Consider the following 18,270-nt stretch of genomic DNA (forward strand, 5'->3'; position numbering starts at 1 on the left):
AATCCCCCCTTTTTGTTAACTGCTTGAGTGAAATGGTTAATTATTCACCAGATGCCTGCTGAGCTTCCGGTTTACCGTAGATCAGCAGCGGTTTGCTCTGACCCTCGATAACCGACTCATCAATGACCACTTTTTCGACATCATCCATCGAAGGCAGGTCATACATGGTATCCAGCAGCGCCGCTTCCACAATCGAGCGCAGGCCACGGGCGCCGGTTTTACGCGCCATCGCTTTCTTGGCGATAGCATCCAGCGCTTCGTCGCGGAATTCAAGTTCTGCGCCCTCAAGGCTAAACAGCGCCTGATACTGCTTGGTCAGGGCGTTTTTCGGCTCTTTCAGGATCTGGATCAGCGCTTCTTCGCTCAGCTCATTCAACGTCGCCACCACCGGCAGACGACCGATGAATTCAGGGATCAGACCAAATTTGATCAGATCTTCCGGTTCAACCTGAGACAGCAGCTCACCTTCGCTGGCTTTGTCGGACTTCGCTTTTACCGTCGCGCCAAAACCAATGCCAGAGCCGGTTTCAACACGGTGGGAAATCACTTTGTCCAGGCCAGCAAACGCGCCGCCGCAGATGAAGAGGATCTTGGAGGTATCAACCTGCAAGAACTCCTGCTGCGGATGTTTACGTCCGCCCTGCGGTGGAACGGCGGCGACGGTGCCTTCGATAAGCTTCAGCAGCGCCTGCTGTACGCCTTCGCCGGAGACGTCGCGGGTAATCGACGGGTTATCGGATTTACGCGAAATTTTGTCGATTTCGTCGATATAGACGATGCCGCGCTGCGCTTTCTGCACGTCGTAGTCGCACTTCTGCAGCAGTTTCTGAATGATATTTTCGACGTCCTCACCCACATAACCCGCTTCGGTCAGGGTGGTGGCGTCTGCCATGGTAAACGGCACATCCAGCAGGCGCGCCAGCGTTTCCGCCAGCAGCGTTTTACCGGAACCGGTCGGCCCGATCAGCAGAATGTTACTTTTACCCAGCTCTACGCCATTGCTGGTATCGCCATTGCGCAGACGTTTGTAGTGGTTGTATACCGCGACCGCCAACACTTTCTTCGCCTGTTCCTGACCGATGACGTAGTCATCAAGGTGGTGGCGAATCTCGTGCGGCGTCGGCAACGCGCTGCGCTCGCGGTGCGGCGCAACTTCTTTAATCTCTTCGCGAATGATGTCGTTACATAAATCAACGCATTCGTCGCAGATATACACGGATGGCCCGGCGATCAGCTTACGCACTTCATGCTGGCTTTTGCCGCAAAAAGAGCAATACAACAATTTGCCCGATCCATCTTTGCGTTTATCTGTCATGAGTCCAAACCTCTTTTTAAGTTCTTTGTGCCGCACACGACGACGCAAATGCCATTCTCAGGCGCAAGCCGCCATATAGCGTTGTGCCGCCCTTCATTAGTATATACACAAAATCCTTTGCGCTACATCGAGGCGCTGGCAAAGCAACCGGCCGCAAGCCTGACCGGCAAGCGTCCGGAAAAATGCCAACCACTCACGAAAACGTGGCGAGAAGAATGAAGCGTAAAGCGGCACCCTTGCGCCTCGGGCATCAATTACGATGGGTCAAAATAGAGTCGACCAGCCCATACTCCACGGCTTCCGCAGCAGAAAGGAAGCGGTCACGCTCGGTGTCACGCTCAATCTGCTCAAGAGACTGGCCGGTATGATGCGCCATCAGCTCATTCATGCGCCCTTTCACCTTCAGGATTTCGCGGGCGTGGATCTCAATATCCGTCGCCTGTCCCTGATAGCCGCCCAGCGGCTGGTGGATCATCACGCGGGAGTTCGGCAGGCAGAAGCGCTTGCCTTTCGCCCCGGCGGTCAGCAGGAACGCCCCCATGGAAGCGGCCTGGCCCATACAGATGGTGCTGACGTCCGGCTTGATGAACTGCATGGTGTCATAAATCGACATCCCGGCGGTGATCACCCCGCCCGGAGAGTTAATGTACAGGTAAATGTCTTTTTCCGGGTTTTCCGCTTCCAGAAACAGCATCTGCGCCACGATCAGGTTTGCCATGTGGTCTTCGACCTGGCCGGTCAGAAAAATGACGCGTTCCTTAAGCAGACGGGAGTAGATATCAAAAGAACGTTCACCGCGTGAGGTCTGTTCAATGACCATCGGCACCAGGGCCATATGGGGTGCAAAGTTGTCTCGTTCGCCACTGTATGACATTTCCGTCTCCTGGAGTAATTTTAAAATACCTGCTGCACTGATTGTAACCTTACGGACGGATTATCAGCCACAGTTTCTATCCGCTGAACGCGTCACCGCCTCTTTAACACGCGTGCGATTGCGGATGCAGTTGCCTCCCCCGGTAATGGGGATGGTGTTGCCATATTTCAAGCATAACAAGCTTTTGCTGTAACGCTATCATGGTAAATGCGTTTTAGCACCGTGCCTGAGGCTATCATTATCCTAAAAAAAAACCCGCCGCCTTTCGGCAACGGGTTTTTGCTCGAACCTTAAACAATCGCGGCGAAATTACGCCTGCTGGTTCATCAGTTCGTTGAAGGAAGTGGCTTTTTCAGACACTTTGGCTTTCGCCAGCACGGCTTCAACAGCCTGCTCTTCCAGCGCCACGTTGCGCATGTTGTCCATCAGCTCTTTGTTCTTGCTGTAGAACTCAACGACTTCTGACGGATCTTCGTACGCAGAAGCCATCTCTTCGATCAGGCCTTTCACGCGCTCTTCGTCAGCTTTCAGCTCGTTGGTGCGAATCACTTCGCCCAGCAGCAGACCGACAACGACGCGGCGTTTAGCTTGCTCTTCGAACAGCTCGCGCGGCAGTTCCAGAGCCTGTTTCTCGTTGCCACCGAAACGCTGAGCAGCCTGGCGACGCAGCACGTCGATTTCGCTGTCGATCAGGGCAGCCGGAACGTCGATCTCGTTAGCTTTAACCAGACCTTCGATTGCCTGAGACTTCACGCGGTTACGTACAGCGCCTTTCAGCTCGCGTTCCATGTTTTTACGCACTTCAGCGCGCAGGCCAGCGACAGAACCATCTTCCACGCCGAAACGTTTGATGAATTCTTCGGTCAGCTCAGGCAGTTCACGCTCTTCAACTTTTTTCAGGTTGATAACGAACTTAGCCGCTTTACCTTTCAGGTTTTCTGCGTGGTACTCTTCCGGGAAAGTCACGTCGATGGTGAACTCTTCACCCGCTTTGTGACCTTTGATACCGTCTTCGAAGCCCGGGATCATGCGACCCTGGCCCATTGCCAGTACGAAGTCAGAGGCTTTACCGCCTTCGAACTCTTCGCCGTCTACGGAACCGGTGAAGTCGATGGTTACGCGATCTTCAGCGTCAACGGCGCCGTCTTTGTCTTTCCAGGTCGCCTGCTGCTTGCGCAGGGTTTCCAGCATGGTGTCCACGTCAGCGTCGGTCACGTCAACAACCGGTTTTTCAACTTCGATCGCGTCCAGACCCTGCAGCTCAACTTCCGGATACACTTCGAACTCTACCGCGTAGGTGAAGTCTTCGCCCAGTTTGTATTCGCCCGGAACGTAGTTCGGCGCACCAGCCGGATTGATTTTCTCTTTGATGATCGCGTCAACGAAATGACGGCTCATCAGGTCGCCCAGCACGTCCTGGCGAACGGATGCGCCATAACGCTGAGCAACAACATTCATCGGCACTTTGCCTTTACGGAAGCCGTCAATGCGAACTTTTTTCGCTACGTTGACCAGCTCGCTTTTGACAGCATTCTCGATGCTGTCAGCGGCGATAGTAATCGTTACACGGCGCCCAAGGCCCTGAGTGGTTTCAACTGAAACTTGCATCTTGTTACCTCAAAAAAATCACAGTGCTCGGTCAACTCTGGAAGCGCGTGTAGGTGGCTTCGCAGAACCGGGATGCCCTCTTCAAATCAGAAACACATTCCCTGTCGTCAGAATCATCCCGAAGACATTCATATATAAGACGCGGCATTATAGCGGCATCACTTTTGTGAGTCGAGAACGGTTGTCGCCCACTGCTGCGGCATTTTTCACATTTCCCGCTCAAATTTGTCCGCAAAAGCGCTAACTTTGCGCATTTTCCAGGCAAAACAAAACGGCCCGTAGGCCGTTTTTGCTAAATCTGCAAGCAACATACTGGAAAAGCGCCAGCGGTTGCAAATGGGATTTCTAGGCGATACTCCCCGCACCGCGGCAAGGCGGCGAGGCGAAAACCGTATCTTGTAGTGCTTCCCACTCTTTAATCGTGTAGGTGTGCAGCGCCAGGGCATGCACCGTATTCGACAGCTCCTCAGTTAGCGTGCCGTAGATCATACGGTGGCGATTGAGGAAACGCTCGCCAGTGAAGCGATCGCTCACTAACACCACTTTAAAATGACTTTCAGAGCCCGCTGGGACGTTGTGACGATAACTTTCATCCACGACTTCGAGATACATCGGGTCGAACGCTGCTCTAAGTTTTGCTTCGATCTGTTCACGTATCATCATGAATTTTCTCCTCCGACAACGCTGAGATGCCGCCACTCCCTATAAATGTTAGCCGCTTTTACCGCTTCCATTAGGAGAAAACAACAAAAAATTAGCATTGTTCTGATATTTTCATTCAAAAGTATCACGTTTACTGGCTCTGGTCGCCAGAACTGCCGGGGAAAAAGCGATTAACCATGGCCGGACGCTCAGAAAACCGCCAGGGCGATGGATTTACACGCGTTGCCACTTCCCCTTGCCGTTGGCAATGCTATGATGGCGGTAATTTTCCTTATAACAACACCATGCGTTGAGACCTGAACATGCTTAAGAAGATCCTTTTCCCGTTGGTCGCCATGTTTATGCTGGCAGGATGCGCCACGCCGCCGACCACCATTGAAGTATCGCCGAAAATCACGCTGCCGCAGCAGGATCCGAGCCTGATGGGCGTGACCGTCAGCATCAACGGCGCTGACCAGCGTCCGGACCAGGCGCTGGCAAAAGTCACGCGTGACAATCAGCAGGTCACCCTCACCGCCTCCCGCGATCTGCGCTTCCTGTTGCAGGAAGTGCTGGAGAAACAGATGACCGCACGCGGTTATATGATTGGCCCGAACGGCGCGGTTGATCTGCAAATTATCGTCAACAAACTCTACGCTGACGTCTCCCAGGGTAATGTGCGTTACAACATCGCCACGAAAGCAGATATCGCCATCATCGCCACCGCGGCAAACGGCACGAAGATGACCAAAAACTACCGCGCCAGCTACTCCATTGAAGGCGCTTTCCAGGCCTCGAACAAGAACATCGCTGATGCCGTTAACAGCGTCCTGACCGATACCATCGCCGATATGGCGCAGGACACCAGCATCCACGATTTCATCAAGCAAAACGCGCGTTAATGCCACCACGAACCCGGCCTCAGCCGGGTTCGTGCTTTATGCTATGTCCAGTCATTACTTACGCATTTTTCAACAGCCGAAATCAGCGATTTTGCTGATCCTCGGTTTCGCCTCAGGCCTGCCGCTGGCTCTCACCTCCGGTACCCTGCAGGCCTGGATGACGGTGGAAAATATCGATCTGAAAACGATCGGTTTTTTCTCACTCGTCGGCCAGGCCTATGTCTTTAAATTTCTCTGGTCCCCGCTGATGGACCGCTATACGCCGCCGTTTCTTGGGCGTCGTCGCGGTTGGCTGCTGACTACCCAGGTCCTGCTCCTGCTGGCCATTGCGGCGATGGGCTTTCTTGAGCCCGTCTCCCAGCTCCGCTGGATGGCGGCGCTGGCGGTGGTGATCGCCTTCTGCTCGGCGTCACAGGATATCGTGTTCGATGCCTGGAAAACCGACGTTCTGCCGGCGGAAGAGCGCGGTACCGGCGCCGCGATCAGCGTGCTGGGCTATCGCCTTGGGATGCTGGTGTCCGGTGGTCTGGCTCTGTGGCTTGCCGACCGCTATCTCGGCTGGCAGGGGATGTACTGGCTGATGGCGGCGCTGCTGGTGCCCTGTATCATCGCCACACTGCTGGCACCCGAGCCGAGCGACGTAATCCCGGTTCCCAGGTCGCTGGAGCAGGCGGTCGCCGAACCGCTGCGCGATTTTTTCGGTCGCAATAACGCCTGGCTTATTCTGCTGCTCATCGTCCTTTATAAGCTTGGCGATGCGTTTGCCATGAGCCTGACCACGACCTTCCTCATCCGCGGCGTTGGCTTTGATGCCGGAGAAGTCGGGATGGTGAACAAAACCTTAGGCCTGTTTGCCACCATTCTCGGCGCCCTGTACGGCGGGGTCCTGATGCAGCGGCTGACACTGTTTCGGGCGCTGCTGATCTTCGGTGTGCTACAGGGTGTCTCCAACGCCGGCTACTGGCTGCTGTCGATTACCGATAAGCACCTCTATTCCATGGCAACCGCCGTGTTCTTTGAAAACCTGTGCGGGGGAATGGGGACGGCGGCGTTTGTCGCGCTGCTGATGACGCTGTGCAATAAATCATTCTCCGCCACCCAGTTCGCGCTGCTCTCTGCGCTGTCTGCGGTCGGCCGCGTGTACGTTGGGCCAATCGCCGGCTGGTTTGTCGAGGCCCACGGCTGGTCGACGTTCTATCTCTTCTCGGTCGTGGCGGCGGTGCCGGGGATTGCCCTGCTGCTGCTGTGCCGGCAAACGCTTGAGCATACCCAACGTACGGCAAGCTTCATGCCGCGAAGGGAATACCCGCAGGCCTATGCGCTGGCGCTGGGGATCCTGGCACTGGGCTGCCTGCTGCTGACGGTATGGCTGGCTTTGCTGGTCATGAACGCCCTGGATTACACCGCCTTCTCATTCCTGTCGGGTCTGCTGGAGGTTGCCGCGCTGACTGCCGTTGGCGGTATTTTGTTCGGCGGTCTGCTCGACTACCTGGCACTGCGTAAAACTCGCCTGATTTAAGGACGCTGCATCATTATTAGCCGTTGTAATTACGAAACGTAATTATAACGGCTTATTAACGCTTTTATATTGTCCGCCGCGCTATTTGTTGTTTTGTGCGTTTTTGATTTCTGGAAATTATTGACAGTTTTCATTCGATTCTTTAAATAATTTAACCGATTCAGCTACAGCGATTTTATTTTAGGTTTTCACAATGTCTTTTATTTGATAATTAAATGTTAAACAATTGTTCTAATTTATGGGTGGTTATGCCCATTCGCCGCTAAGTACTCCTTTTCTTATCCCTTTCGTTATCAATCCCATGAAATTCAGGCTTTGCAAGCGATTACGTAACACTACGTAACATATGTGACAAACCAAGCAGAAGCCGCTAACACAGAACTGACAGAGATCCAATCATGTTTACAGTAATGCAACCTTACCGTAAAATGCCCGTACACTTTAAACGCCACCAGATCCCGTGGAATTGAGGTCGTTCAATGAGACTCAGGAAATACAATAAAAGTTTGGGATGGATGTCATTAATCGCAAGTACTGTATTACTCAGTGGTTGTGATTCTGCACTCCTTGACCCAAAAGGACAGATTGGACTGGAGCAACGCTCTTTGATTCTGACGGCTTTCGGCCTGATGATGATTGTCGTTATTCCCGCCGTCTTGATGGCAGTAGGATTTGCCTGGAAGTATCGCGAGAGCAATAAAGATGCGAAGTATAGCCCGAACTGGTCACACTCCAACAAAGTGGAAGCTGTGGTCTGGACGGTACCTATTCTGATCATCCTGTTCCTGGCCGTTCTGACCTGGAAAACCACTCACGCACTGGAGCCAAGCAAACCGCTTGCCCATGACGAGAAACCAATCACCATCGAAGTCGTTTCGATGGACTGGAAATGGTTCTTTATCTATCCGGAACAGGGTATTGCTACCGTTAACGAAATCGCCTTCCCGGCGAACGTACCGGTACACTTCAAAGTGACCTCTAATTCGGTGATGAACTCGTTCTTTATTCCGCGCTTAGGCAGCCAGATTTACGCAATGGCCGGGATGCAGACTCAGCTGCACCTCATTGCTGACGAAGCTGGTACTTATGACGGTATCTCCGCTAGCTACAGTGGCCCGGGCTTCTCAGGTATGAAGTTCAAAGCGATTGCTACCCCGGATCGTGCAACCTTCGATCAGTGGGTTGAAAAAGCCAAACAGTCGCCGAACTCCATGGACTCCATGGCCGCGTTCGATAAAGTGGCTGTGCCTAGCGAATACAACAAAGTGGAATACTTCTCTAACGTGAAGCCGGATCTGTTCAAAGATGTTGTGAACAAATTCATGTCTCACGAGAGCATGAACATGTCCAAACCTGAAGGCGAGCACGCTGCTCACGACGGGATGGAAGGCATGGACATGAGCCACGCGGAAACCGCTCACTAAGGGGCCGAGGAAGAAAACGATGTTCGGAAAACTTACACTGGATGCAGTGCCCTACCACGAACCCATTATCGTGGTTACGGTGGCTGCGATTATCATTGGGGGACTGGCGCTTCTGGCTGCCATCACTTACTTCGGTAAGTGGTCCTACCTGTGGAACGAGTGGCTGACTTCTGTCGACCACAAACGTCTCGGTATCATGTACGTTATCGTGGCAATCGTCATGCTACTGCGTGGCTTTGCTGATGCCGTGATGATGCGTAGCCAGCAAGTGCTGGCCTCGGCCGGGGAAGCTGGCTTCCTGCCACCTCATCACTACGATCAGATCTTTACCGCCCACGGCGTTATCATGATCTTCTTCGTGGCGATGCCGTTCGTTATCGGTCTGATGAACCTGGTGGTTCCGCTTCAGCTCGGCGCGCGCGACGTGGCCTTCCCGTTCCTCAACAACCTGAGCTTCTGGTTCACCGTTGTTGGCGTGATTCTGGTTAACCTGTCTCTGGGCGTCGGTGAGTTCGCGCAGACTGGTTGGCTGGCCTATCCGCCGCTGTCGGGAATTGAATACAGTCCTGGCGTAGGGGTCGATTACTGGATTTGGGCGCTGCAGCTCTCCGGTATCGGTACTACCCTGACCGGTATTAACTTCTTTGTGACCATTATCAAGATGCGTGCCCCGGGCATGACCATGTTCAAGATGCCGGTATTCTCCTGGGCATCTCTGTGCGCCAACATCCTGATTATCGCCTCCTTCCCCATTCTGACCGTCACCATCGCGCTGCTGACCCTGGATCGTTACCTGGGCACCCATTTCTTTACCAACGATATGGGTGGCAACATGATGATGTACATCAACCTGATTTGGGCCTGGGGTCACCCGGAAGTGTACATCCTGGTTCTGCCAGTGTTCGGGGTCTTCTCTGAAATCGCGGCGACCTTCTCGCGTAAGCGTCTGTTTGGTTACACCTCTCTGGTGTGGGCAACCGTGTGTATTACCGTTCTGTCGTTCATCGTTTGGCTGCACCACTTCTTCACCATGGGTGCGGGTGCGAACGTTAACGCCTTCTTCGGTATTACCACCATGATTATCGCGATCCCGACCGGGGTTAAGATCTTCAACTGGCTGTTCACCATGTATCAGGGTCGCATCGTCTTCAACTCGGCGATGATGTGGACTATCGGCTTTATCGTGACCTTCTCCGTAGGTGGGATGACCGGCGTGCTGCTGGCGGTACCGGGCGCGGACTTCGTTCTGCACAACAGCCTGTTCCTGATCGCGCACTTCCATAACGTTATCATCGGCGGTGTGGTATTCGGTTGCTTCGCAGGTCTGACCTACTGGTGGCCGAAAGCCTTTGGCTTTACCCTGAACGAAACCTGGGGCAAACGCGCTTTCTGGTTCTGGATCATCGGCTTCTTCGTCGCATTTATGCCGCTGTACGTGCTGGGCTTCATGGGTATGACCCGTCGTCTGAGCCAGCAGATCGATCCGCAGTTCCACCCGATGCTGGTTGTTGCAGCCTGCGGTGCGGCGCTGATCGCTTGCGGTATCCTGTGCCAGCTGATTCAGTTCTACGTGTCTATTCGCGACCGCGAACAGAACCGTGACCTGACCGGTGACCCATGGGGTGGTCGTACGCTGGAGTGGGCAACCTCTTCTCCGCCGCCGTTCTACAACTTCGCTATCGTTCCTCAGGTTCACGAGCGTGACGCCTTCTGGGAAATGAAAGAGAAAGGTGAAGCGTACAAACAGCCTGCCCATTATGAAGAAATTCATATGCCGAAAAACAGCGGCGCCGGTATCGTCATTGCCGCCTTCGCCACGGTATTTGGTTTCGCCATGATCTGGCATATCTGGTGGCTGGCGATCGCAAGCTTCATCGGCATCGTAGCGACCTGGATTATTAAGAGCTTTGACGAGGACGTGGATTACTACGTACCGGTTGCAGAAGTCGAAAAACTGGAAAAACAGCATTTCGATGAGATTAACAAAGCAGGGCTGAAAAATGGCAACTGATACTCTTGCGCATACTGCCCACGCGCATGAACACGGGCACCATGATACAGGACCGATGAAGGTATTCGGTTTCTGGATCTACCTGATGAGCGACTGCATCATCTTCGCTACGCTGTTTGCTACCTATGCCGTTCTGGTGAACGGCACGGCCGGCGGACCGACGGGCAAAGATATTTTCGAACTGCCGTTCGTTCTGGTTGAAACCGCACTGCTGCTGTTCAGCTCCATCACCTACGGCATGGCGGCTATCGCCATGTACAAAAACAACAAGAGCCAGGTGGTTTCCTGGCTGGCGCTGACCTTCCTCTTCGGGGCAGGGTTCATCGCGATGGAACTCTATGAGTTCCATCACCTGATTGTTGAAGGTATGGGTCCGGATCGTAGCGGCTTCCTGTCAGCGTTCTTCGCGCTGGTCGGCACCCATGGTCTGCACGTGACCTCGGGTCTGATCTGGATGGCTGTACTGATGTTCCAGGTTTCACGTCGTGGCCTGACCAACACTAACCGCACGCGTATCCTGTGCCTGAGCCTGTTCTGGCACTTCCTGGACGTTGTGTGGATCTGCGTGTTCTCGGTTGTCTATCTGATGGGGGCGATGTAATGAGTCATTCTACCGATCATAGCGGCGCTTCTCACGGCAGCGTGAAGAGCTACATGACAGGATTTATCCTGTCCATCATCCTGACGGCCATTCCGTTCGCCATGGTGATGAGTGGCTCCGCCTCGCATGCGGTTATTCTTGGCACCATTCTGGTGACTGCTGTGGTGCAGATCGTGGTACACCTCGTGTACTTCCTGCATATGAACAGCAAGTCCGATGAAGGCTGGAACCTGACCGCATTTATCTTCACCGTAATCATCATTGCGATCGTGGTTGTTGGCTCCATCTGGATTATGTGGAACCTGAACTACAACATGATGATGCACTAAGAGCGGCGAGTATGTTTAAGCAATACCTGCAAGTAACGAAACCAGGCATTATTTTTGGCAACCTGATCTCCGTGATCGGCGGTTTCCTGTTGGCCTCCAAAGGCCACATCGACTATCCGCTGTTCGTCTGGACGCTCCTTGGAGTATCCCTGGTGGTCGCCTCGGGTTGTGTATTCAACAACTACATCGACCGGGACATCGATCGTAAGATGGAACGGACGAAAAACCGGGTGCTGGTCAAAGGGCTGATCTCGCCAGAAGCTTCGCTGGTGTACGCCACCTTGCTGGGTATTGCTGGCTTCATGCTGCTGTGGTTCGGCGCAAATCCGCTGGCCTGCTGGCTGGGGGTGATGGGGTTCGTGGTTTATGTCGGCGTCTACAGCCTGTACATGAAGCGCCACTCCGTCTACGGCACGCTGATTGGCTCACTCTCCGGCGCCGCGCCGCCGGTGATTGGCTACTGCGCGGTCACCGGTGATTTCGACAGCGGTGCGGCGATCCTGCTGGCTATCTTTAGCCTGTGGCAGATGCCTCACTCCTATGCCATCGCGATTTTCCGCTTTAAGGATTATCAGGCGGCAAACATTCCGGTACTGCCGGTAGTGAAAGGCATTTCGGTCGCCAAAAACCATATTACGCTGTACATCGTCGCCTTTGCCGTGGCGACCCTGATGCTCTCGCTGGGCGGTTACGCCGGGTATAAATACCTGGTCGTGGCGGCAGCGGTCAGCGTCTGGTGGCTGGGCATGGCGCTGCGTGGCTATAAAGTGGCAGATGACAAAGTCTGGGCGCGTAAGCTGTTCGTCTTTTCCATCGTCGCCATCACCGCGCTGTCCGTGATGATGTCCGTTGACTTTATGGTGCCGGATTCACATAGTCTGCTGGCTTACGTGAGATAATCACCCACTCAAGTGCGATATAAAGCCCCGTTTTTACGGGGCTTTTTCTTTTCTGTTTCCTCACCGCTTTCTTTCTCAATTCATATTTCCCTCCCCTCCCCCGTGCCCTTCTCACTCCCTTTTCGGCCAAAAAATGAGAAAAAAATGAGCCAGTACACACCGGGCATCACTCGCGCCGCACGGTCCTACAATGCTACCTTTCGCCCCGGGCTTATGCCCACCTGGAAAATAACCACTACAAGGAATTGCAATGAAAGAGTTAACATTGAATCAAATGGAGTACATCTCCGGTGGCTTTAGCCTGACCGGCTCTATCAGTGGCTTTAGCCTGACCGGCTCAGTCAGTAGCTATAGCCTGACCGGCTCGGCCAGCAGCTTTGCCAGTTTTGTCGCCAACTCGGCCGTCGGCTTCACCTCTTTTGTTCTCACCTCCGGCAGCGCGTTTGCCTCCTTCGTCGTCGACAGCGCGATGGCGTTTGGCTCCTTCCTGACAGGGCAGTCAAACTGGGAAACTTTTGTGACCGCCGGTAAGGAAAACTGGGGAAGTTTTGTTAACACCGCAGGCAACAGCTGGAACACCTTTGTCGATAACGCCGCCAGCGACTGGAACAGCTTCCTGAGCTAAGCGCCAGCCTAAGCGACGTCTCTCTGAGGGCAGCACGATTCGCTGCCCTGTTTAGCTCACCAGCATCGCCTGCGCACTGTAGAGCAGATCGAGGTGGTCGCGGCATAAAGCCTCAAGTGAAGTACGCGATTGATGGCTAGTCAGACTCAGCGCTCCCCACCAGGTCCCTTCCCTGTCGGTTAACGGCACCGCCAGCACCAGCATGCCAATCTCAAACTCCTGTTCGATGGTGGCATATCCCTGGCACCGCACCTGCGCGATTTTCTCCATCAGCGACGCGACGTCGGTCACCGTATAGGGCGTGCGTTGTTCCCGGGTAATGCGCTGCAAGACCGCCTCGCACTCGGCTTCCGGCAGCGAAGCCAGCCACAGTCGCCCCCCGGCGGTACAGAAAATGGGTACCCGCTCCCCGAGCCTCACCGACGTGGAGTTAAACGGCGTATGGCGGCTGCGGGCGATATAGACCAGTTCATCTTCATCCACCACGCCCACCGAGGCATGCTCCTCCGTCCGGCTGGCGATGTATTCGACAATCGGCCGCACCATGCGGGGAAACTGCGCCGAATCAACGTAAGCCTGACCAAGCCGCAGCGTTTTCGGAGTAAGCCAGTAATAGCGTCCGTCGGTTTGCAGATAGCGCTCATGCAGCAGCGTCAACAGAAAACGCCGTGCGGCGCTTTGCGTCAGGCCGCTCATTTTCGCTGCCTGGGCGACGGTGAGCTTTGGGCAAGTTTTGGAAAAAAGCTGGATAAGCGCCAGCCCTTTTTGTAAACCGACGATCAGATCGCGTGGATGAATGGTGTTTTGCATATTCGCTCACATTTTTGCAACATCATTATCGATTTCCTGCGATTATCGCAGCGATCGTGCGATTAACAACCGACATGTCCGAATTCTGCGTTGTCGCTCTCAGCTTCCACTGAAATACTTTCACAACATTCATTTAACAAATGAGGTTTGAAATGGTCAGTGGAACTACCCAGGTTGTCGCCGTGATTGGTCATCCGATCGCCCAGGTGAAATCACCGGATAACTTCAACCGCTACTTTGCTGAACAGCACATGGACAGTGTCATGATCCCGGTGGATATCGCCCCGGAAGCGGTGGTCGCCTACCTCAACGCCCTGCGCGGCTGGCAGAACATGACCGGCGTGCTGGTGACAGTACCGCATAAGCAGCGCGCCGCCGCGCTGGTCGACGACCTCACCCCCCGCGCGCGTCGTCTCAACGCCGTCAATGTGATCCGTAAGCTGGCGGATGGCCGGTTACAGGGCGATATGCTGGACGGCGTCGGCTTTCAGCTCGCCGCCGAGGCGCAGGGTTTTCAGCCAGCTGGAAAGCAGGCGCTACTCTCCGGGTGCGGCGGCGTCGGCAGCGCCATCGCCTGGGGGCTGTGCGAGGCGGGGATCCGTCAGTTGGCCCTGCACGATCAAAACCCGGCCACCCGGCAACGCCTGCACGATCTCCTTGCCGAGGCCTTTCCGGCGGTGCAACTGAGCGCGCTGCCGGACACTCTTCATGGCGTCGATCTGCTGGTTAATGGCTCGCCGGCGGGCATGGCCGGATTTGATGAGCTGCCCCTGCCGCAGGCGCTGCTGGATACGCTCGACAGCGCTACTCACGTGGCTGACGTTGTCACCGCCCCGGTGATGACGCCGTTGCTCACTTTCGCCGCCGCTCGCGGCTGCCGGGTGCAGACCGGGCCGGAAATGGCGCTGGCGCAGATGACGCTGATGGGCCAGTTTATCGGCGCCATCCCGCAGGCGCAGGGAGCGGCAGCATGAAGAGCTGGGATGTGATCGTCATCGGCAGCGGCGCCGCTGGCTTTGCCGCCGCGGTCACCGCCAGCTGCAAAGGGCTGTCGGTGCTGATGCTGGAGAAAGCTGGCCAGTTCGGCGGCACCTCGGCCATCTCCGGCGGCGCCGTGTGGCTGCACGATACCGATCAGGCTCGCGCCCTGGGCAAAAGCGGCAGCACCGAGGCGATCAAAACCTATCTGCGGACCATCATCGGCGAGGCCCACTATCGGGACGATATCGCCGAGGCGTTTGTCAGCGCCGGGCGGGAGGCGCTCTCCTTTCTGGAGCGCGAGGGGGCGGTGAAATACAGCCTGCGCCCGCTCTCACCTGATTACTATCCGGATGAACCCGGCGCGGTCGACGTCGGTCGGGCGCTGGAGGTGGTGGAGTATGACGGCCGTGAACTGGGTGACGCGTTTCGCGACCTGCGTTCGCCGCCGCCGGGGATGCTGCTGTTTGGCGGGATGATGGTCAACCGCGTCGATATTCAACATTTTCTCGACATGCGTCGCTCGCTGCGCTCCCTGGCCCATTGCACCCGGCTGCTGCTGCGCTATGCCCGCGACCGGGTGAAGTACCCTCGCGGCACCCGCCTGGCGATGGGCAATGCGCTGATAGCTCGCATGGCGACAACGGCGCTGCGAAAAGGCATGAACCTGCGGCTGAATGTCAATGTTCTGGCGCTGTGCGAAGCGCAAGGCGCGGTCACCGGGGTGGAGATCGAGTATCAGGGGCAAAAAGAGACGCTGCACGCCCGCCGCGGGGTGGTGCTGGCCGCTGGCGGCTTTGCCGCGGGCGCGCTGGCGGCGCGCTATCGGCCGCACACCCGCGAGCACTTCACCATGTCACCACCGGCCAACGATGGCGCCGCGCTACGTCTCGCGGCGGCGCTTAACGCTCGCGAGGGAGCCGATCGGCAATCCAATTTTTTCTGGGCGCCTGTATCCGTGCTGACCCGTGCCGATGGCAGCGAGGAGCGCTTTCCCCATCTGGTGACCGACCGGGCCAAACCGGGCGTGATTGCCGTCAATCAGCGGGCGGTACGCTTCGTCAACGAGTCTAACTCCTATCACCATTTCGCCAGCGCGATGCAACGCGCTGCGGAAAATGCCCCCTGCTTTTTACTCTGCGACGCCCAGGCGATGAAGCGTTATGGCCTCGGGCTGGCACGCCCGGCGCCGGTCAACAATGACGCCCTGATCGCCGCCGGCTATCTGTACAAAGCCGACACCCTGGAGACGCTGGCGCAACAGCTTGGTCTGGATGCCCAAACGCTGAGCGAGACGGTTGCCCGCTACAACCGCGACGCCGCGCAGGGCGTGGATCGGGAATTTGCTAAAGGCGGCAACAGCTATAACCGGGCGATGGGCGATCCAGGTCATCAGCCTGACGCCTGTAACGCCCCCCTGCTCAGCGCGCCGTTCTATGCCATCAAACTCTATACCGGCGATCTGGGGACGTCGCGGGGCCTGGTCACCACCGCCGATGCACAGGTCGTCAACGCGGAAGGAAAACCCATCGCGGGGCTGTACGCGGTGGGAAATGACATGGATTCGCTGATGGCCGGCACCTACCCGGGTCCCGGCATCACCCTCGGCCCGGGGCTGACGTTTGGCTACCTCGCCGCCTGCCATCTGGCACAACACTCCCCCCACTAATCAGGAAAACATCATGATCTACGAAAAACGCACGTACACCATCAATCCGCTGAAAATGGCCGACTGGCTGGCGCTGTACCAAAGCGATGCCCTGGCGGTGCAGACCGACCATCTCGGCAAACTGATCGGCTTCTTTTTTACCGAGATCGGCGTGGTCAATCAGGTGGTGCACATCTGGGCTTATGAAAGCCTGGACGATCGCCTGGTGCGCCGCGCGCGAATGTCGCAGGACGAACGCTGGCAGACCTTTTCGCGGAAAAATCGCGAACTGGCCGCCGTTGAACGCCTGGAGTCGGTGCTGATGCGCCCCACCGCTTTTTCACCATTGCAGTAAGGAGCCCATCATGAGTGGGCCTGTGAAGGTGGATGTGCTGGTGGTCGGCTCCGGCGCGGCGGGACTCTCTGCCGCGGTCACCGCAGCTATGCACGGCGCCAGCGTCATGGTGGCGGAGAAAGCGTCGGTGCTCGGCGGGACCAGCGCCTGGTCCGGCGGCTGGCTGTGGATCCCCCGCAACCCGCTGGCGCGGGCGGAGGGCATCGACGAAGCGGCTGACGCCCCGCTGACCTATCTGCAGCATGAGATGGGGGGCGAAGCCGCCGACCTTCGCCTGCAGACCTTCCTGCGCCACGGGCCGGAGATGGTGGATTTTTTCCATCACAGGACGGCGGTGCAGTTTCTCTCGGGCAGCGCCATGCCGGACTTTCACGCGTCGCCGGGTGCGGCGAGCGGTGGGCGGTCGGTCACCGCTCAGCCCTACGATGGCCGTCAGCTCGGCGACTGGCTCCACCGACTGCGTCCGCCGCTGGAGACCATCAGCCTTGCCGGGATGGGCATCGCCGGCGGCGCGGATATGGCGCATTTTTTCAATGCCACCCGCTCACCGCGCTCCGCGCTGTATGCCGTCCGCCGCCTGCTGCGCCACGGCTGGCAGCGGCTGCGCGCCGGACGAGGGCAGCATCTGGTCAATGGCAATGCGCTGGTCGCCCGTCTGCTGCGTTCCGCCCTCGACGCCGGGGTGCGTTTTCAGCTTAATGCCCCGGTGGTCCGGCTACTGCAGGGTCCGCAGGGCGTGTCCGGCGCGGTGCTGCGCAGCGACGGTGGGGAGATTCACGTCGAAGCAGGTGCCGTGGTACTGGCCTGCGGCGGTTTTCCCCACGATCGGCAACGGCTGGCGCAGGTAGTGCCCCACGCGGCGGAGGGTTACGGCCATTTTTCCGCCGCACCGCCGGACAATCAGGGCGAGGGGATCAGGCTTGGCGAATCCGTCGGCGGCCAGTTCGACACCCGCCTGCGCCACCCGCTGGCCTGGGCGCCGGTGTCCCGCGTCACCCTGGCCAGTGGCCAGCAGCTGATGTTTCCCCATCTGGTGGAACGCGCCAAGCCCGGGGTGATCGCCGTCCTGCCCAACGGCAAACGCTTTGTTAACGAGGCCGACTCTTATCATGACTTTATCACCGCCCTGCTGGCGGCCACACCCGCGGGCGACACGCCGCAGGCCTGGCTGCTGGCCGATCGTCGCGCGCTGCGTCGCTACGGCCTGGGCCATGCCAGACCGTTCCCCTTCACCCCCACCGCCTGGCTGCGTACCGGTTATCTGCAGCGGGGAAACACGCTGGGGGAGCTTGCGAAGCAGTGCACCATCGACGCCAATGCGCTGGCGGAAACCGTTGAACGCTTTAACCACTTCGCCAGCACTGGCGAAGATGTCGATTTTCACCGCGGGGCATCAGCCTATAACCGCGCTCAGGGTGACCATCAGGTGACGCTCGGACCGCTGCGCGAAGGGCCGTTCTACGCGGTGCGCATTCTGCCCGGCTCGCTGGGCACCTTCAGCGGATTGCAAACCGACGAACGCGCCCGGGTGCTGGATGAACAGCAGCAGCCGATACCGGGCCTGTTCGCCATCGGCAACGACATGTCGAGCGTGATGCGCGGCTATTACCCCAGCGGAGGGATCACCCTCGGGCCGGCCATGACCTTCGGCTATCTGGTGGGCAAAAATCTGGCGGCAAACGTAGTAAAAACAAAACAATAAAAAACAACCAGGGACGGCAATACCCATA

17 protein-coding genes are annotated in these 18,270 nt (G+C 56.8%); 12 read left to right on the top strand and 5 right to left on the bottom strand.

The features are described from left to right. Nucleotides 1-40: 40 nt before the first annotated feature. The 4 genes from clpX to bolA form a co-directional block, all read right to left on the bottom strand. Nucleotides 41-1,315, bottom strand: coding sequence for an ATP-dependent protease ATP-binding subunit ClpX (clpX, locus tag CWM57_RS10870; RefSeq protein WP_061155552.1), 1,275 nt, complete (start codon nt 1,313-1,315; stop codon nt 41-43). 250 nt (nt 1,316-1,565) lie between these two features. Continuing rightward, complete coding sequence (gene clpP / locus CWM57_RS10875; protein ID WP_002891804.1) at nt 1,566-2,189, bottom strand: ATP-dependent Clp endopeptidase proteolytic subunit ClpP; 624 nt, start codon at nt 2,187-2,189, stop codon at nt 1,566-1,568. 309 nt (nt 2,190-2,498) lie between these two features. After that, nucleotides 2,499-3,797, bottom strand: a complete 1,299-nt coding sequence (gene tig, locus CWM57_RS10880; protein WP_061155553.1) for a trigger factor — start codon at nt 3,795-3,797, stop codon at nt 2,499-2,501. Nucleotides 3,798-4,142: 345 nt separating this feature from the next. After that, a complete protein-coding gene (gene bolA, locus CWM57_RS10895; RefSeq protein ID WP_002891649.1) occupies nt 4,143-4,460 on the bottom strand; it encodes a transcriptional regulator BolA in 318 nt (105 codons plus the stop codon). A gap of 302 nt (nt 4,461-4,762) precedes the next feature. Here bolA and CWM57_RS10900 point away from each other — a divergent pair, with 302 nt between their 5' ends. From CWM57_RS10900 to CWM57_RS10935, 8 genes are all read left to right on the top strand, one after another. Continuing rightward, the gene (locus tag CWM57_RS10900; RefSeq protein ID WP_061155554.1) at nt 4,763-5,341 is read left to right on the top strand and encodes a lipoprotein; all 579 of its coding nucleotides are present in this window, start codon (nt 4,763-4,765) and stop codon (nt 5,339-5,341) included. A 43-nt stretch (nt 5,342-5,384) separates the two neighbouring features. Continuing rightward, nucleotides 5,385-6,860, top strand: coding sequence for a muropeptide MFS transporter AmpG (gene ampG / locus CWM57_RS10905; RefSeq protein WP_100676203.1), 1,476 nt, complete (start codon nt 5,385-5,387; stop codon nt 6,858-6,860). 479 nt (nt 6,861-7,339) lie between these two features. Continuing rightward, entirely contained in the window at nt 7,340-8,284 is a 945-nt protein-coding gene (gene cyoA / locus CWM57_RS10910) for a cytochrome o ubiquinol oxidase subunit II (RefSeq protein WP_074386735.1), read from the top strand. A 19-nt stretch (nt 8,285-8,303) separates the two neighbouring features. Beyond that, complete coding sequence (gene cyoB, locus CWM57_RS10915) at nt 8,304-10,295, top strand: cytochrome o ubiquinol oxidase subunit I (protein WP_061155557.1); 1,992 nt, start codon at nt 8,304-8,306, stop codon at nt 10,293-10,295. Next, nucleotides 10,285-10,896 (top strand): cytochrome o ubiquinol oxidase subunit III, encoded by a 612-nt coding sequence (locus tag CWM57_RS10920; protein ID WP_061155558.1) that lies wholly within the window; start codon nt 10,285-10,287, stop codon nt 10,894-10,896. Before cyoB ends, CWM57_RS10920 begins: the two co-directional genes overlap by 11 nt. Beyond that, nucleotides 10,896-11,225, top strand: a complete 330-nt coding sequence (locus CWM57_RS10925; RefSeq protein WP_032732610.1) for a cytochrome o ubiquinol oxidase subunit IV — start codon at nt 10,896-10,898, stop codon at nt 11,223-11,225. The genes CWM57_RS10920 and CWM57_RS10925 overlap by 1 nt, the downstream gene beginning before the upstream one ends. An 11-nt stretch (nt 11,226-11,236) precedes the next feature. Further along, nucleotides 11,237-12,124, top strand: coding sequence for a heme o synthase (cyoE, locus tag CWM57_RS10930; protein ID WP_002891629.1), 888 nt, complete (start codon nt 11,237-11,239; stop codon nt 12,122-12,124). 250 nt (nt 12,125-12,374) lie between these two features. Next, a complete protein-coding gene (locus CWM57_RS10935; RefSeq protein WP_074386737.1) occupies nt 12,375-12,749 on the top strand; it encodes a hypothetical protein in 375 nt (124 codons plus the stop codon). 51 nt (nt 12,750-12,800) lie between these two features. On the opposite strand, the gene CWM57_RS10940 is transcribed toward CWM57_RS10935, so the two are convergent. After that, a complete protein-coding gene (locus CWM57_RS10940) occupies nt 12,801-13,559 on the bottom strand; it encodes an IclR family transcriptional regulator C-terminal domain-containing protein (RefSeq protein WP_074386738.1) in 759 nt (252 codons plus the stop codon). A 152-nt stretch (nt 13,560-13,711) separates the two neighbouring features. On the opposite strand from CWM57_RS10940, the gene CWM57_RS10945 reads away from it, so the two are divergent. The 4 genes from CWM57_RS10945 to CWM57_RS10960 are packed head-to-tail and all read left to right on the top strand — an operon-like array spanning nt 13,712 to nt 18,242. Beyond that, nucleotides 13,712-14,533, top strand: a complete 822-nt coding sequence (locus CWM57_RS10945) for a shikimate dehydrogenase family protein (protein WP_100631433.1) — start codon at nt 13,712-13,714, stop codon at nt 14,531-14,533. Then, nucleotides 14,530-16,206: an FAD-dependent oxidoreductase gene (locus CWM57_RS10950; protein ID WP_074386740.1), complete on the top strand. Its 1,677-nt coding sequence runs from the start codon at nt 14,530-14,532 to the stop codon at nt 16,204-16,206. The genes CWM57_RS10945 and CWM57_RS10950 overlap by 4 nt, the downstream gene beginning before the upstream one ends. Nucleotides 16,207-16,219: 13 nt before the next feature. Continuing rightward, nucleotides 16,220-16,540 (top strand): NIPSNAP family protein, encoded by a 321-nt coding sequence (locus CWM57_RS10955; RefSeq protein WP_100676204.1) that lies wholly within the window; start codon nt 16,220-16,222, stop codon nt 16,538-16,540. 10 nt (nt 16,541-16,550) lie between these two features. Then, a complete protein-coding gene (locus CWM57_RS10960) occupies nt 16,551-18,242 on the top strand; it encodes an FAD-dependent oxidoreductase (RefSeq protein ID WP_100676205.1) in 1,692 nt (563 codons plus the stop codon). The last annotated feature ends 28 nt before the right edge of the window (nt 18,243-18,270 follow it).

This window comes from Klebsiella sp. G-Nf4 (assembly GCF_002810615.1).
GTDB classification, from domain to species: domain Bacteria; phylum Pseudomonadota; class Gammaproteobacteria; order Enterobacterales; family Enterobacteriaceae; genus Klebsiella; species Klebsiella variicola.

Bases quoted from the DNA above. Each gene is read 5' to 3' on its own strand.
- ampG (WP_100676203.1), top strand. From the start codon at position 5,385: ATGTCCAGTCATTACTTACGCATTTTTCAACAGCCGAAATCAGCGATT.
- cyoB (WP_061155557.1), top strand. From the start codon at position 8,304: ATGTTCGGAAAACTTACACTGGATGCAGTGCCCTACCACGAACCCATT.
- CWM57_RS10950 (WP_074386740.1), top strand. From the start codon at position 14,530: ATGAAGAGCTGGGATGTGATCGTCATCGGCAGCGGCGCCGCTGGCTTT.
- CWM57_RS10925 (WP_032732610.1), top strand. From the start codon at position 10,896: ATGAGTCATTCTACCGATCATAGCGGCGCTTCTCACGGCAGCGTGAAG.
- tig (WP_061155553.1), bottom strand. From the start codon at position 3,797: ATGCAAGTTTCAGTTGAAACCACTCAGGGCCTTGGGCGCCGTGTAACG.
- CWM57_RS10920 (WP_061155558.1), top strand. From the start codon at position 10,285: ATGGCAACTGATACTCTTGCGCATACTGCCCACGCGCATGAACACGGG.
- CWM57_RS10935 (WP_074386737.1), top strand. From the start codon at position 12,375: ATGAAAGAGTTAACATTGAATCAAATGGAGTACATCTCCGGTGGCTTT.
- cyoE (WP_002891629.1), top strand. From the start codon at position 11,237: ATGTTTAAGCAATACCTGCAAGTAACGAAACCAGGCATTATTTTTGGC.
- bolA (WP_002891649.1), bottom strand. From the start codon at position 4,460: ATGATGATACGTGAACAGATCGAAGCAAAACTTAGAGCAGCGTTCGAC.
- clpX (WP_061155552.1), bottom strand. From the start codon at position 1,315: ATGACAGATAAACGCAAAGATGGATCGGGCAAATTGTTGTATTGCTCT.
- CWM57_RS10945 (WP_100631433.1), top strand. From the start codon at position 13,712: ATGGTCAGTGGAACTACCCAGGTTGTCGCCGTGATTGGTCATCCGATC.
- clpP (WP_002891804.1), bottom strand. From the start codon at position 2,189: ATGTCATACAGTGGCGAACGAGACAACTTTGCACCCCATATGGCCCTG.
- CWM57_RS10960 (WP_100676205.1), top strand. From the start codon at position 16,551: ATGAGTGGGCCTGTGAAGGTGGATGTGCTGGTGGTCGGCTCCGGCGCG.
- CWM57_RS10940 (WP_074386738.1), bottom strand. From the start codon at position 13,559: ATGCAAAACACCATTCATCCACGCGATCTGATCGTCGGTTTACAAAAA.
- cyoA (WP_074386735.1), top strand. From the start codon at position 7,340: ATGAGACTCAGGAAATACAATAAAAGTTTGGGATGGATGTCATTAATC.
- CWM57_RS10955 (WP_100676204.1), top strand. From the start codon at position 16,220: ATGATCTACGAAAAACGCACGTACACCATCAATCCGCTGAAAATGGCC.
- CWM57_RS10900 (WP_061155554.1), top strand. From the start codon at position 4,763: ATGCTTAAGAAGATCCTTTTCCCGTTGGTCGCCATGTTTATGCTGGCA.